The following is a 14,336-nucleotide window of genomic DNA, read 5'->3' on the forward strand; positions in this document are numbered from 1 at the left end:
GGGTCAGCCGCGCAGCGCAGAGGCGAAGAGGGCGGGCAGCTTCAGCACGCTCGGCGCGGCCGTGAAGCGGGTGACGCGCTGCACGGTGGTCAGCGCGGTGCGGTGGGTGGCGAAGTAGGGCGGGCGGGGCGACAGCGACGGATCGCCCGTGACCAGGCCGCGCGGGGCGGGCGTGAACGGGGCGCGGACCACCGTCTTCTCGATGTCCTCGAGCAGGAAGGCGTTGTGCACGAAGCCGATGCCGCTGCCGATGTCCTGGCGGGTGTGCCCGGGGTAGGCGCCCCACGGGGTGAAGCCGAGCAGGAAGCCGACCGCCGACCAGCAGTTGACGCCCAGGGTGCCGTAGCGCAGGTCGGTGATCGCGCCGCGGACGGCGTCGGGGTGGTCCTTCTCGGTCCTCGGGTGGACGATCAGCGTGGCGCCGAGGGTCCCGGGGAGGGTGTCGTTGGCGAAGCCGACGGCGTGCCGCAGGAAGTCGGCGGGCGTCGCTCCGGGCAGCCGCACCACGCCCAGCGCGCTGCCGAAGACCTCCTCGGTGACGAGCACGTCGTCGTGGTCGGTGATGTCGGCGAGGAGCAGTCGGCAGCCGTCGCCGAGGGTCTCCGCCGCGGGGTGGGCCTCCCGTACGGCGGTGAGGCGCTGCTCGGCGCCGGGGTAGTAGTCGGTGCGCGTGGGCAGCTCGCGCACTACTCGCCGGATCTCCGCCAGCAGCCGCTCGGTGCCGTCCCATGCGCGGGGCAGCACCAGGATCTGGCTGGCGATGCAGTTGTGCCCGGAGTTGTTCAGCTTGCTGGTGACGATGTGCTCGGCCTGGAAGCGGAAGTCGGCGTCGCGCCACGGGCCCGGCACCACGATGCACGGGCTGACCCCGCCCAGTTCGCTGCTGAAGGGCTTGTCGAGCAGGGGCCGGTCGTCGCGGCGGCGCTGCTCCGCGTCCGCGCCGGTGCCCCAGACGAGGGCGTCATGGGTGCGGTCGCTGCCGGTGACGTGGATGGCGTCCACGTCCTGGTGCCGGGCGAGGAAGCCGCCTTCGGCCGCGCCGCCGTCGACGAACCGCACCCAGCCGTGCTCGACGAACTCGGCGAAGACGTACTCGAAGTGGGGACGCAGATAGGCGTTGACCGGGTTCATCTTGGCGATGACGACCTGGCCCTCGGCGTAGAGCTTGTGCAGGATGTCCAGCGCGGTGATGGCGGCCACGTTCCCGGCGCCGAGGACCAGGGCGAGCGCGGGCTTGCCGGGCCGGCCCCGGTACTCGCCCGCGGCGCGGCCGCGTGCGTGCTCCGGGGTGACGCCGGGCCGCAGCCGCACCTGGGCGGTGAACCCGTTGAGCAGCACGCTGTCCCAGCCGGTGGCGGGGAAGACGTCGACCCAGGTGCGTCCGTCCTCCTCGTGGACGGCCTTCGCGGGGACGGGTTCCCGGCCCGCGGCGATCCGCCGCAGCACGTGCAGACAGGCCGCGGTGTTCTGCGCCAGGGCCCAGGGGCCGCCGATCCAGTCCTCGGCGGCCCAGGTCGACTCGGGTGCATAGCCCTTCGCGCGGGCGCCCGCGGCGGCCAGTTCGGCAGCGCGGGAGACCACGCGGGGCAGCAGCCGCTCCAGGAGGGCGATGCGCTCGGTGAGCGAGGTGGCCGACCAGGACTCGGCCCTGCCGCGTACGGCGGCCACGGTGCGGTCGAGGAAGGCGGTGGCCAGAGAGCTGGTGTCCATGTCGTTCCCTGCGAAGAATGCGGAAGAAGGGGAGCCCGGCCGGAGGCGAGCGGTGTCACGCGGACAGCCGGCGCGCGTCGCGCTCCGGATCGATCAGCGTGACGGCGGCGGCTCCGCCCAGCAGGAGCAGGGCACCGGTGATCAGGACGGCGCTGTCGTAGCCCGCGGGACCCCGGGTGTCCACCAGGTGCCCGACGAGCGTGGGGGCGATCAGACCGGCGGTGGTCACCACGGCGTTCATGATTCCCAGCGTGCCGCCGCGGCGATCGGCGGGTGCCATCTCCACCACCGTGGTGACGGCCACGGTGCTCATCGCTCCGGCGAGCCCGAATCCGGCGACCAGCAGGACGACGGTCACGACGCCTGCCGGGGACACCGGCAGCGCCAGACAGGCCGCGGCGCCGACGAGCATGAGGACACCGCCGAGCCCGCCACGGGCCCACCGGCTGGCCGTCCCGCGGCGCAGCAGCCAGCCGGACAGGCCGGCCTGTCCGAGCACCACGACACCACTCAGCCCCCAGACGAGCATCAGCACCCGGGTGGAGCCGGCCGAGGAGTAGCCCAGCCCGTCCTGGAGATAGGAGGGCAGCCAGACCAGGGCGAAGGCGATGATCCAGTACGTGCCGAAGTAGGCGACGGTGGCACCGATCCAGGTCCGCGTCGCGAGGATCCTTCGGTACGGCGTTCCGCGTCGGCCCGCGCCGGTCGTACGGGCGGAGTCCGCCTCCGCCCGCTCGTCCGTCGTCGCCCCGTGCGGTCCCTCGCCGCCGAGGCGGCTCCACAGCAGCGCCCACACCACACCGACCACCGCCATCACGGCGACGGCCGAGCGCCAGCCGTGATGCTGGATCAGCCATGTCAGTACGGGTGCGGCGACCAGGACACCGAGAGTGACCCCGAGCACGATCAGCGCCCCCGGCAGGTTGCGCCGGTGGTTGGGGAACCAGGACAGGGTCGCCTGCTGGGCGACGGGGAAGGCGGGCCCCTCGGCGGCGCCGAGCAGCACGCGTGAGGCGATGAGGACGGCGAGCCCGCCGCCCACGGCCAGCGGGGCCTGGGCGACGGACCACAGCAGGGCCATGCCCAGCAGCAGCCACTTGGGCCGGATGCGGTCGGCGAGCAGCCCCACCGCCGCCCCGGCGACCGAGAACAACAGGAAGAAGGCGCTGCTGGCGAGCCCGAACTCGGACGCGGACAGACCGAGATCCGCGCGGATCTCGTCGGCCGCGAGGCCGAGCACGGACTTGTCCGCGAAGTTGATCATCATGAAGACGACGAGCAGCACCGTGACAGTCCACGCGCGGCGTCTCGAACTGGTCGTCGCCTTCGGCGGGTCGGCGGGCACGGCGGGTGCGACATCGGTGTCGGACACAGGGACTCCGCGGGGGCTGGAGGGGTGAGGGGGAGGGCCTGAGGCCGTCAGGACAGCGGCACGCCCGCGATCGCGATGCGCTCCATCACGCGGCGCTGCGGGAAGTAGTCGTTGATCGCGTAGTGCTGGGTGGCGATGTTGTCCCAGATCGCGACGGAGTCCGGCTGCCAGCGGAAGCGGACCTGGTACTCGGGGATACGGGCCTGCAGGGCCAGCTCGTGCAGCAGCTCCCGGCTCTCGTCGTCCGGCAGCCCGACGATCCGGATGGTGAAGGGCTCGTTGACGTAGAGCAGCTTCCGGCCGGTGCGCGGGTGCCGGACGACCAGCGGGTGCTCCACGGGCGGCAGGCTCGCACGGTGCGCGGCGATCTGCTCCGGCGTCATCGCCACGCCCCAGGTGTGCACCCAGTCGTGCACGGCCGTCAGCCCGTCGATGCGTTCACGCGTCTCGGGCGGGAGGTTGTCGTACGCGGCCGCCATGTCCGCCCACATGGTGTCGCCGCCGGTCGGCGGGATCTCCACCGCGCGCAGGATCGAGCCCAGCGCGGGGTTGGCCATGAAGGAGTGGTCGCTGTGCCAGATGTTCTTGTTACCGGCGGCCTTGGCGTCCTTGGCGAGCCGGGAGACACCGGCGGTCTCGGTCTTGGGGAAGAAGGGGTTCGGCTCCGGCTCCCCCCACACCCCGGTGAGCGCGAGATGGGCCTCGGAGCCGAAGGAGTGCTGGTCCCGGAAGAAGATCACCTTCCACTCCAGCAGGGCCTGCCTGAGCTCCTCGGCCAGCTCCTCGTCGAGGGGGGCGGCGAGGTCGACGCCCTCGATCTCGGCGCCGATGTGCGGGGTGAGCGGGCGGATGTCCAGGCGGCGGTACTCGGCCGTGGGCAGCCCCGGTGCGGTGCGGTCCAGGACACGCTTCCCGAAGTGGATCAGGGGCTTGTCGAGGACGGGGGAAGAGGTGGTGACCAGCTTGTCCATGGGGACTCCAGAACGACGACCGGCAATTTCGTTCCTGGCAGTATCGTTATTAGGGCAGGGCCTGGCAAGGGTCGGCGGTCATCGGTATGGGCTCCGGCCTGCGGGGCCTCGGGTCAGGGGGCCGGGGCGACGGCGCGGGCGACGAGATCCACCAGTGTCTCCACCAGCGCGGCGTCGGGCAGTTCCTGCTCGACGATCAGCCGGAAGAGCAGCGGCGCCGCCACCAGGGTCGCCGCGGCGCGCACATCCGTCTCGGGCCGCACCTCACCGCGGACGATCGCTCGCTCGAGGATGCGCCGCGTCTCACTCGTGATCCGCTCGGTGTACCCCGCGTAGGCACCCCGGACCGCGCCCGCCTCGGCCGCCGCCCCGACCAGACCGGCGATCAGCCGGTCCGACCCCGGCATGCGGTACGCGTCGAGCCGCGCGGTGAGGATGAATCGGAGCTCGGCGCGGAAGTCACCCAGATCGGGCACCGACAGAGCACCGATACGGGTCTCCGCGGCGGCGATGATCAGATCCTGCTTGGTGGGCCAGCGGCGGTAGATGGCCGGCTTGCTCACCTCGGCCCGCGCGGCGACGGCGTCCATCGTGACCGCCCCGATCCCCGACTCGGTGACGAGGTCGATCACCGCCTTCAGGACCGCCCCGGTGACGCGCTCCTCCCGCGGCCGCCCCGGCCCCCGCTCCGTACCCACCATGCCCCCGAGCCTACGATCCCCACAGCCCGTACGGACCACGGGTGCACGGCGGCCGACGCCCCGTCAGAAGCGAGTCCAGCAGCGCCCGAAGGGCTCCTCGCGCGGCGTCTCGATCACCCGCATCGCAGGTCTGATCGTTTCTGCACGGAGGGCGCGCGGTGGGGCGGGTGGGACTCGAACCCACGGCCGACGGATTATGAGTCCGCTGCTCTAACCGGCTGAGCTACCGCCCCATAGCGGCGTGTCGCGCACATTTGTACGCGCCGTCTGCCGCAGCATAGCCGCTCATACGATCTCCTGCTTCGGATGGTCGACTACGCATGCCCTGAAGGACTTCGACGCGCCCCGCGCGGTTCCCGGGCACTGGATCGGACATGAAAAAGGACCCCCAAGGGGTCCTCGTTCAACCTGCTCCCCCGACTGGACTCGAACCAGTAACCTGCCGGTTAACAGCCGGCTGCTCTGCCAATTGAGCTACGGAGGACCGAGCTCCCCCGACTGGACTCGAACCAGTAACCTGCCGGTTAACAGCCGGCTGCTCTGCCAATTGAGCTACGGAGGAATGCCTCGTTGCATCGAACGTAGCTACCTGGGTATTCGCCAGGGGGCGGACGCTCGCTGCGACACATACATTAGCGCAAGCAGGGGGGTGCTCCGCCAATCGGTACTCCGCCCACGAGGGAAGAAGGCTGGCCGCCATGCGCTACAAGCTCACGTTCGTCGTCGGGCTGGCTCTGGGTTACGTGCTCGGCACGCGCGCCGGACGCGAACGCTACGAACAGCTCAAGAAATCCGCGCGCCAGGTCACACAGAACCCGGCGGTCCGCAACACCGCGGAGACCGCGGCCCAGCAGGGCCGGGTGTACGCGGGCAAGGCCTACCACGCGGTCAGCGACAAGGTCGGTGACAAGGTCCCGGAGTCGGTGACCCAGCGCGTCCGCCACCTCCGCGACCGCCACCCGAACGGCGCGGCCGAGGACGACTGGGGCACCAGCACCACCTAGCCACCGGCGCGGCGCCGCCGGACCCATAGAATTTTCGCCATGGGGATAGTCGCCGGGTTGGACAGCTCGCCCGAGTTCACTCGAATCGTCGTCTGCGACGCGGACACCGGAGCCGTGCTCCGGCAGGGGTATGCGCCGCACCCGGTCGAGGGGCGGCCGTCCGACGTCGACCCCCAGGCCTGGCTGCTCTCCCTCGGCGAGGCCGCCGGTGGCGGTCTGCTGGAGGGGGTGCAGGCCATCGGCGTGTCCTCGCAGCAGAACGCCGTCGTTGCCCTGGACTCCCAGGGCAACACCACCCGCCCCGCCATGGTCGGCGGTGACAGGCGGGCCCAGGTCGCCGCCGCCGATCTCGTCGACGCGCTCGGCGGGCGGGAGGCCTGGGCGCAGGCCGTCGGCTGCGTGCCGCAGGCCGCGCAGCCGGTGACCAAGCTGCGCTGGCTCAGCAAGAGCGAACCCGACGCCGCCGCCCGCACCGCCGTGCTGCTCCAGGCCCACGACTGGCTGGTGTGGCAGCTGCTCGGGCGCCCGGTGCGCAGGACCACCGACCGCGGTGGCGCCTCCGGCACCGGCTACTGGTCCGCGGCCAGCGGCGCCTACCGCACCGATCTCGTCGAGCTGGCACTCGGTCACCAGGCCATGCTGCCCGAGGTGATCGGCCCCGCCGAGGCCGCCGGTACGACGCCGGAGGGGCTGCTGATCTCCGCCGGGACCGGCGAGACGATGGCCGCCGCCTTCGGGCTCGGCATCGGCCTCGGGGACGCCGTCGTCTCGCTCGGCGCCTCCGGATCCGTGATGGCCGTCCACCCCGAGGCCCTGCACGACCCGACCGGGATGATCACCGCGCTGGCCGACGCGACCGGCATGCACCTCCCCGTCGTCACCACCCTGAACGCCGTACGGACCCTGCGCGGCACCGCCGAACTGCTCGGGCTGCCCGATCTGGAGAGCCTGTCCGACCTGGCGATGAAGTCGACCCCGGGGGCGCACGGGCTGGTGCTGCTGCCCTATCTGGAGGGCGAGCGGACCCCGAACCTGCCGCACACCGCCGGAACCCTGACCGGGCTGAGGCGGGAGGCGATGCGGCCGGAGCATCTGGCGCGGGCCGCGTTCGAGGGCATGCTGTGCGGACTCGCGGACGCCCTCGACGTACTGCGCGGCCGGGGGGTCGAGGTGCGGCGGGTCTTCCTGCTGGGGGCCGCCGCCGAGCTGCCCGCCGTGCAGGCCTCGGCGCCGTCGCTGTTCGGCGCCCAGGTCGTCGTACCGCAGCCCGCCGACTACGCAGCGATCGGGGCCGCCCGGCAGGCCGCCTGGGCGCTCGGGACCTCGCAGGGCACGCTCGACGCGCGGACCCCGCCGGCCTGGCGGGGCGCGGCGGCGCAGGTGCTGGAGCCCGGCGAGGAGCTGGCGGTGGGACAGGCGGTGCGCCAGCAGTTCGTGTCGGTGCGCGAGCAGACCCATCCGGGGGCCTTTCGCGGATAGCGCACCCTTGTTGGGTTAATCAGTTGAGGTAACGCGGGTGGAGTGCCCGACGATAGGGGCCAGGGGCAACCAACCTCCCCGCCGCCGACTCCGAGAGACACAGCGTGCTCATACGACTCCTGCGGACCTACCTCAGGCCCTACCGAAAACCCATCGCACTGCTGGTGCTGCTCCAGTTCCTGCAGACTTGCGCCACGCTCTACCTGCCCACCCTGAACGCGGACATCATCGACAACGGTGTCGTGCACGGCGACGCCGGCTACATCCTCGGCCGCGGCGCCCTGATGATCGGCATCTCGCTGGCGCAGGTCGTCTGCAACATCGGGGCCGTGTACTACGGCGCCCGGACCGCGGCCGCGCTCGGCCGGGACGTGCGCGCCGCGGTCTTCGACCGGGTGCAGTCGTTCTCCGCGCGCGAGGTGGGCCACTTCGGCGCGCCCTCGCTGATCACCCGTACCACCAATGACGTGCAGCAGGTCCAGATGCTGGCCCTGATGACGTTCACCCTGATGGTCTCGGCGCCGATCATGTGCGTCGGCGGCATCGTGCTGGCCCTCGGCCTGGATGTGCCGCTGTCCGCGGTGCTGGTCGCCGTGGTGCCGGTGCTGGGCATCTGCGTGACGGTGATCGTGCGGCGGATGCGGCCGCTGTTCCGGGCCATGCAGGTGCGCCTGGACACGGTGAACCGGGTGCTGCGCGAGCAGATCACCGGCAACCGCGTGATCCGCGCCTTCGTCCGCGACGAGTACGAGCAGCAGCGCTTCCGCAAGGCGAACGCCGAGCTCACCGAGATGTCGCTGGGCACCGGGAACCTGCTCGCGCTGATGTTCCCGATCGTGATGACGGTGGTGAACCTGTCGTCGATCGCGGTGGTGTGGTTCGGCGCGCACCGGATCGACAGCGGCGGCATGCAGATCGGTGACCTGACGGCGTTCCTCGCCTATCTGATGCAGATCGTGATGTCCGTGATGATGGCCACCTTCATGTTCATGATGGTGCCGCGCGCGGAGGTGTGCGCCGAGCGGATCCAGGAGGTCCTGGACACCGACTCCAGCGTGGTGCCGCCGGTGGCGCCGGTGCGCGAGCTGCGCCGGCACGGCCGGCTGGAGATCCGCGGGGCGGGCTTCCGCTACCCGGGTGCCGAGGAGCCGGTGCTCAAGGGCATCGACCTGCTGGCGCTGCCCGGCGAGACCACCGCCGTGATCGGCTCGACCGGCAGCGGCAAGTCCACCCTGCTGGGCCTGGTCCCCCGGCTGTTCGACGCCACCGACGGGCGGGTCCTGGTGGACGGCGAGGACGTGGCGACGATCGATCCCCGGCTGCTGGCCAGGACCGTCGGCCTGGTGCCGCAGAAGCCGTACCTGTTCGCCGGGACCGTCGCGACGAACCTTCGCTACGGCAATCCCGACGCCACCGACGAGGAGCTGTGGCACGCGCTGGAGGTCGCCCAGGCCAGGGAGTTCGTGGAGCGGCTGGAGGGCGGGCTCGACGCGCCGATCGCACAGGGCGGCACGAACGTCTCCGGCGGTCAGCGCCAGCGGCTCGCCATCGCCCGGACGCTGGTGCAGCGCCCGGAGATCTATCTGTTCGACGACTCCTTCTCGGCGCTCGACTACGCCACCGACGCGGCCTTGCGTGCCGCGCTGTCCCGGGAGACCGCCGAGGCGACCGTGGTGATCGTCGCCCAGCGGGTGGCGACCATCCGGGACGCCGACCGGATCGTGGTGCTCGACGAGGGCCGGGTCGTCGGCACCGGACGGCACCAGGAGCTGATGGCGGACAACGAGACCTACCGGGAGATCGTGCTCTCCCAGCTGACGGAAGCGGAGGCCGCCTGATGGCCGGGCCGATGGGGCGGATGATGGCGGGCACCGGCCCGGAGCACCGCTCGCTGGACTTCAAGGTGTCGGGCCGCCGGCTGGTCGCCCAGTTCAAGCCGGAGCGGCTCACCATCTGGGTGCTGCTGCTGTGCGTCGTGGTCAGCGTGGGTCTGACGGTCGTCGGGCCGAAGATCCTCGGCCAGGCCACCGACCTGGTCTTCGCGGGCATCGTCGGACGGGAGATGACACCCGGCGCGACGAAGGAGCAGGTCCTCCAGGACATGCGGGACCGGGGCGACGGCGACGTGGCCGACATGCTCCGCAGCACCGACTTCACGCCGGGCGAGGGCATCGACTTCACCGCCGTCGGGAACGTGCTGCTGGTCGCGCTCGTCGTGTTCAGCGTCGCCGGGCTGCTGATGGCGGTGGCGACGCGGCTGGTGAACCGGGCCGTGAACCGGACCATGTTCCGGCTGCGCGAGGACGTGCAGGTCAAGCTGGGGCGGCTGCCGCTGTCGTACTTCGACAAGCGGCAGCGCGGTGAGGTGCTGTCCCGCGCCACCAACGACATCGACAACATCGGGCAGACCCTCCAGCAGTCGATGGGCCAGCTCATCAACTCGGTGCTGACCATCATCGGGGTGCTCGCGATGATGTTCTGGGTGTCGTGGATCCTCGCGCTGGTCGCGCTGGTGACCGTGCCGCTCTCCTTCTACATCGCCACCCGGGTCGGCAAGCGGTCGCAGCCGCACTTCGTGCAGCAGTGGCGCTCCACCGGCAAGCTCAACGCGCACGTCGAGGAGATGTACACCGGGCACACCCTGGTGAAGGTGTTCGGGCGGCAGGACGAGTCGGCGCAGCAGTTCGCCGAGCAGAACGAGGCGCTGTACGAGGCCGGGTTCAAGGCGCAGTTCAACAGCGGGGTCATGCAGCCGCTGATGATGTTCGTGTCGAACCTCAACTATGTGCTGGTGGCGGTGGTCGGCGGTCTGCGGGTCGCGTCGGGTGCGCTGTCCATCGGTGACGTCCAGGCCTTCATCCAGTACTCGCGGCAGTTCTCGATGCCGCTCACCCAGGTCGCGTCGATGGCCAACCTGGTGCAGTCCGGCGTCGCCTCCGCCGAGCGGATCTTCGAACTGCTCGACGCGGAGGAGCAGTCGACGGACCCCGTCCCGGGGGTGCGGCCGGAGGAACTGCGCGGGCGGGTGGCGCTGGAGGGGGTGTCCTTCCGGTACGACCCCGACACCCCGCTCATCGAGGACCTGACGCTGACGGTGGAGCCCGGGCAGACGGTCGCGATCGTCGGCCCGACCGGCGCCGGGAAGACCACGCTGGTCAACCTCCTCATGCGGTTCTACGAGGTCTCCGGCGGGCGGATCACGCTGGACGGGGTGGACGTGGCGGCGATGTCCCGGGACGAGCTGCGCTCCGGGATCGGCATGGTGCTGCAGGACACCTGGCTGTTCGGCGGGACGATCGCGGAGAACATCGCCTACGGGGCCGCTGGCGAGGTCACCCGGGGCGAGATCGAGGAGGCGGCGCGCGCGGCCCACGCGGACCGGTTCGTCCGTACGCTGCCGGACGGCTACGACACGGTGATCGACGACGAGGGTTCCGGGGTCAGCGCCGGTGAGAAGCAGCTGATCACCATCGCCCGGGCGTTCCTGTCGGATCCGGTGATCCTGGTGCTGGACGAGGCGACGTCGTCGGTCGACACCCGGACCGAGGTCCTGATCCAGAAGGCGATGGCGAAACTCGCGCACGGGCGTACGTCGTTCGTCATCGCGCACCGTCTGTCGACGATCCGGGACGCGGACACCATCCTGGTGATGGAGAACGGCTCCATCGTGGAGCAGGGCGCCCACGGCGAGCTGCTGGCGGCCGGCGGGGCGTACGCCCGGCTGTACCGGGCACAGTTCGCGGAGGCGGTCGCCGAGGTGGACTGAGCGTGCGGGGGCCGCCGTCCGGCGGCCCCCCTCCTAGTCCAGATACCCCCGCAGCTGGTCGGCGAAGGCATGGTCCCGCAGCTTGTTCAGGGTCTTGGACTCGATCTGGCGGATGCGTTCCCGCGTCACGCCGAAGATGCGGCCTATCTCCTCCAGCGTGCGCGGGCGGCCGTCCGCCAGGCCGTAGCGGAGCTGGACGACCTTGCGCTCGCGCTCGCCCAGCGTGGACAGCACCGCCTCCAGGTGCTCGCGCAGCAGGAGGAACGCCGCCGATTCCACCGGGCTCGCCGCGTCGCCGTCCTCGATCAGGTCCCCCAGCGCCACGTCGTCCTCCTCGCCCACCGGGGCGTGCAGGGACACGGGCTCCTGGGCCAGCCGCAGCACCTCGCTCACCCGCTCCGGGGCGAGGTCCAGCTGCCCGGCCACTTCCTCCGGGGTCGGCTCGTAGCCGCGTTCCTGCAGCATGCGGCGCTGGACGCGGACGACGCGGTTGATCAGCTCCACGACATGGACCGGGACGCGGATGGTGCGGGCCTGGTCGGCCAGGGCCCGGGACATGGCCTGGCGGATCCACCAGGTGGCGTAGGTGGAGAACTTGTAGCCGCGGGCGTAGTCGAACTTCTCCACGGCGCGGATCAGGCCCAGGTTTCCCTCCTGGACCAGGTCCAGCATGGTCAGGCCACGGCCCACGTACCGCTTGGCCACGGAGACCACCAGGCGCAGGTTCGCCTCGATCAGGCGGCGCTTGGCCATCCGGCCCATCACCACCAGCCGGTCCAGGTCCAGCGCCAGCTCGCTGTCCAGGTCGGGGGTGCTGCTGAGCTTCTCCTCGGCGAACAGACCGGCCTCGACGCGGCGGGCGAGTTCGACTTCCTCGGCGGCCGTGAGCAGCGGGATGCGGCCGATCTCCCGCAGGTATTGGCGGAACAGGTCCGAGGACGGCCCGCTGTTGTCGGCCCGGGGGGCGCGCACCGGCTCGGGCGGTTCGTCGAGGACGGCCGGGGTCTCCGGCTCGGTCTCGGGGTGGTGCACGGCACGGTTCTGCGGGGGCACCGCGACGAGGACGTCGGGCTCCTCGTCCGGTGGGACGTCCGTGCCGCCGGCGGTACTCGTGTCGGTCTGGGCGAGGGTCTGGGTCTGCACGGGGGCGACCTCCAGGATGATCGCTGCTGTGAAGAGCGGCAGCGCGGCTTCGAGGGCGGAGTCGGCGGCCTCGCCGCTGTCCGTCCCGTACGCGATGAGCGGAACCGCGGGGGTGTGGGACCCGTAGGGGACGGATCGGCCGCGCTCCGAGGACTCAGGCACCGGAACCCAGTGTTGCGTACGACACATCGCCGCCACGAGGGGCGTGCGGTGACTTTTTGCGTTCGGTCCGTGACGGCGCGGTCACCGCCGGCGGGCCCGCAGGGCTACAGAGCTGCGGCTCCGTGCTCGCGCAGGGCCTGGTCGTACTGCTGGAGCACCCACAGTTCGTTCTGCACGGAGGCGAGTTGGGCCGGGTCCCCGCCGGCGGAGAGCCGGGTCATCTGGGACTGGATGTCACGGATGCGGCGCTCGACGGCCCGGCGGCGGACGGTGATGAGCTGGTCGCCCGCGTAGTTCTCGTCGACGGTACGGCGCATGATCGCCTCGACGGCCAGCTCGGTGACCATCGCGCGGACCGCGTCGTCGGGCGCCGCGTCCCGCACCCGGACCAGGTAGTCCTGCGGGTCCTGGACGCCGTACTCGACGCCGCCCGCCTCCATGACCGCCTGGCGGACGGCGGCGTAGGGCGCGGCGGTGAACTCGTCGATGCCGTACGCGTCGAAGGCCGGGCAGACCAGCTCGGGGCGCTGGAGAGCGAGCTTGAGCAGCTCGCGCTCGGTGGCGTAGACGGGGTTGCGGAGGTTGAGCGCGGGGCCCGCCGCCATCGGCCGGGGGGCGGCGTCGTACGGCTGTCGCGCGCCGCGTGCGGGGGCCGGGCCCTTGCCGCCGCGGTCCCGGGCCCAACGGGCCAGCTGCGCCACCCGCTTGACCACGAACTGGGTGTCGAGGATGCCGAGCATCCCGGCGAGCTGGACGGCGACCTCGTGCTGGGCGCCGCTGTTCTTGATGCGGGCGACGATCGGCGCGGCCTCGTCCAGTGCCGCGGCCCGGCCGCCCGGGGTGTCCAGGTCGTAGCGCACGACGATCTGGCGGAGGGCGAACTCGAAGAGCGGGGTGCGGGGTTCGACCAGGTCGGCGACGGCCTCGTCGCCCTTGGCGAGGCGCAGGTCGCAGGGGTCCATGCCGTCGGGGGCGATGGCGATGTAGGTCTCGGCGGCGAACTTCTGGTCGTCCTCGAAGGCGCGCAGGGCCGCCTTCTGGCCGGCCGCGTCACCGTCGAAGGTGAAGATCACGCGGGCCGAGCCGTTGTCCATCAGCAGCCGGCGCAGGATCTTGATGTGGTCGGTGCCGAAGGCGGTGCCGCAGGTCGCGATGGCCGTCGGGACCCCGGCGAGGTGGCAGGCCATGACGTCGGTGTAGCCCTCGACGACGACCGCCCGGGAGGACTTCGCGATCTCCTTCTTCGCCAGGTCGATGCCGTACAGCACCTGGCTCTTGCGGTAGATCGCGGTGTCGGGGGTGTTGAGGTACTTCGGGCCGTTGTCCGCCTCGTACAGCTTGCGCGCGCCGAAGCCGACGACCTCGCCGCCGATGTCGCGGATGGGCCACATCAGCCGGCCCCGGAAGCGGTCGATGGGGCCGCGGCGGCCTTCCTGGGCGAGGCCGGAGAGGATCAGTTCCTTGTCGGAGAAGCCCTTGCCGCGCAGATAGCGGGTGAGGTGATCCCATCCCTGCGGGCTGTAGCCGACGCCGAAGTGGACCGCGGCGGCCTGGTCGAAGCCGCGCTCGGCGAGGAACACCCGGCCGGTCTCGGCCTCAGGGCTGACGGCGAGCTGCTCGGCGTACCACTCGGCGGCGATCTTGTGGGCCTCGACCAGCCGGATCCGCTCGCCGCGCTGGTGGGCGGGGTTGTAGCCGCCCTCCTCGTAGCGCAGGGTGATGCCGGCCTGGGCGGCGAGGCGCTCGACCGCCTCGGAGAAGGAGAGGTGGTCGACCTTCATCACGAACGTGATGGTGTCGCCGCCCTCCTGGCAGCCGAAGCAGTGGAAGAGGCCCTTGCTCGGGCTGACCTGGAAGGAGGGCGACTTCTCGTCGTGGAACGGGCAGAGCCCCTTGAGGTTGCCGCCGCCGGCGTTGCGCAGCTGGAGGTACTCGGACACCACGGCGTCGATCGGGACCGCGTCCCGAACCGCCTTCACGTCCTCGTCATTGATCCGTCCAGCCACGCGTGAATTCTACGGGGGCGGA

The 14,336-nt window shown here is 71.4% G+C and carries 10 protein-coding genes and 3 tRNA genes; 4 read left to right on the forward strand and 9 right to left on the reverse strand.

Going from position 1 to position 14,336, the window contains the following annotated elements; translation table 11 throughout:
* Positions 1–3: 3 nt before the first annotated feature.
* From M8H82_RS17300 to M8H82_RS17330, 7 genes are all read right to left on the reverse strand, one after another.
* Positions 4–1,710, reverse strand: coding sequence for an aldehyde dehydrogenase family protein (locus M8H82_RS17300; RefSeq protein WP_250074909.1), 1,707 nt, complete (start codon positions 1,708–1,710; stop codon positions 4–6).
* A gap of 55 nt (positions 1,711–1,765) precedes the next feature.
* Positions 1,766–3,082 carry an MFS transporter gene (locus tag M8H82_RS17305; RefSeq protein ID WP_250074911.1) on the reverse strand — a complete coding sequence of 439 codons (1,317 nt, stop codon included), beginning with the start codon at positions 3,080–3,082 and terminating at the stop codon, positions 1,766–1,768.
* Between the two features lie 47 nt (positions 3,083–3,129).
* Complete coding sequence (locus M8H82_RS17310; protein WP_250074913.1) at positions 3,130–4,053, reverse strand: TauD/TfdA family dioxygenase; 924 nt, start codon at positions 4,051–4,053, stop codon at positions 3,130–3,132.
* A 113-nt stretch (positions 4,054–4,166) separates the two neighbouring features.
* Positions 4,167–4,754 carry a TetR/AcrR family transcriptional regulator gene (locus M8H82_RS17315; RefSeq protein WP_250074915.1) on the reverse strand — a complete coding sequence of 196 codons (588 nt, stop codon included), beginning with the start codon at positions 4,752–4,754 and terminating at the stop codon, positions 4,167–4,169.
* 159 nt (positions 4,755–4,913) lie between these two features.
* A tRNA-Ile gene (locus M8H82_RS17320) sits at positions 4,914–4,987 on the reverse strand.
* A gap of 178 nt (positions 4,988–5,165) precedes the next feature.
* Positions 5,166–5,238: transfer RNA gene (locus M8H82_RS17325), tRNA-Asn, on the reverse strand.
* Positions 5,239–5,243: 5 nt separating this feature from the next.
* Positions 5,244–5,316: transfer RNA gene (locus M8H82_RS17330), tRNA-Asn, on the reverse strand.
* A 136-nt stretch (positions 5,317–5,452) separates the two neighbouring features.
* Here M8H82_RS17330 and M8H82_RS17335 point away from each other — a divergent pair.
* The 4 genes from M8H82_RS17335 to M8H82_RS17350 all read left to right on the forward strand — a co-directional run bounded on the left by M8H82_RS17335 (position 5,453) and on the right by M8H82_RS17350 (position 11,003).
* Positions 5,453–5,758: a YtxH domain-containing protein gene (locus M8H82_RS17335; protein WP_250074917.1), complete on the forward strand. Its 306-nt coding sequence runs from the start codon at positions 5,453–5,455 to the stop codon at positions 5,756–5,758.
* 39 nt (positions 5,759–5,797) lie between these two features.
* Positions 5,798–7,237, forward strand: coding sequence for an FGGY-family carbohydrate kinase (locus M8H82_RS17340; RefSeq protein ID WP_250074919.1), 1,440 nt, complete (start codon positions 5,798–5,800; stop codon positions 7,235–7,237).
* A 104-nt stretch (positions 7,238–7,341) separates the two neighbouring features.
* The gene (locus M8H82_RS17345) at positions 7,342–9,075 is read left to right on the forward strand and encodes an ABC transporter ATP-binding protein (RefSeq protein WP_250074921.1); all 1,734 of its coding nucleotides are present in this window, start codon (positions 7,342–7,344) and stop codon (positions 9,073–9,075) included.
* Complete coding sequence (locus M8H82_RS17350; protein WP_250074923.1) at positions 9,075–11,003, forward strand: ABC transporter ATP-binding protein; 1,929 nt, start codon at positions 9,075–9,077, stop codon at positions 11,001–11,003. The genes M8H82_RS17345 and M8H82_RS17350 overlap by 1 nt, the downstream gene beginning before the upstream one ends.
* A 33-nt stretch (positions 11,004–11,036) precedes the next feature.
* On the opposite strand, the gene M8H82_RS17355 is transcribed toward M8H82_RS17350, so the two are convergent.
* Together M8H82_RS17355 and dnaG are read right to left on the reverse strand one after the other, a co-directional pair.
* The gene (locus tag M8H82_RS17355; RefSeq protein ID WP_250074925.1) at positions 11,037–12,308 is read right to left on the reverse strand and encodes an RNA polymerase sigma factor; all 1,272 of its coding nucleotides are present in this window, start codon (positions 12,306–12,308) and stop codon (positions 11,037–11,039) included.
* A gap of 104 nt (positions 12,309–12,412) precedes the next feature.
* Positions 12,413–14,314, reverse strand: coding sequence for a DNA primase (gene dnaG / locus M8H82_RS17360; protein ID WP_250074927.1), 1,902 nt, complete (start codon positions 14,312–14,314; stop codon positions 12,413–12,415).
* Positions 14,315–14,336 lie beyond the last annotated feature (22 nt).

This window comes from Streptomyces sp. YS415 (assembly GCF_023544665.1).
Taxonomy (GTDB): Bacteria; Actinomycetota; Actinomycetes; order Streptomycetales; family Streptomycetaceae; genus Streptomyces.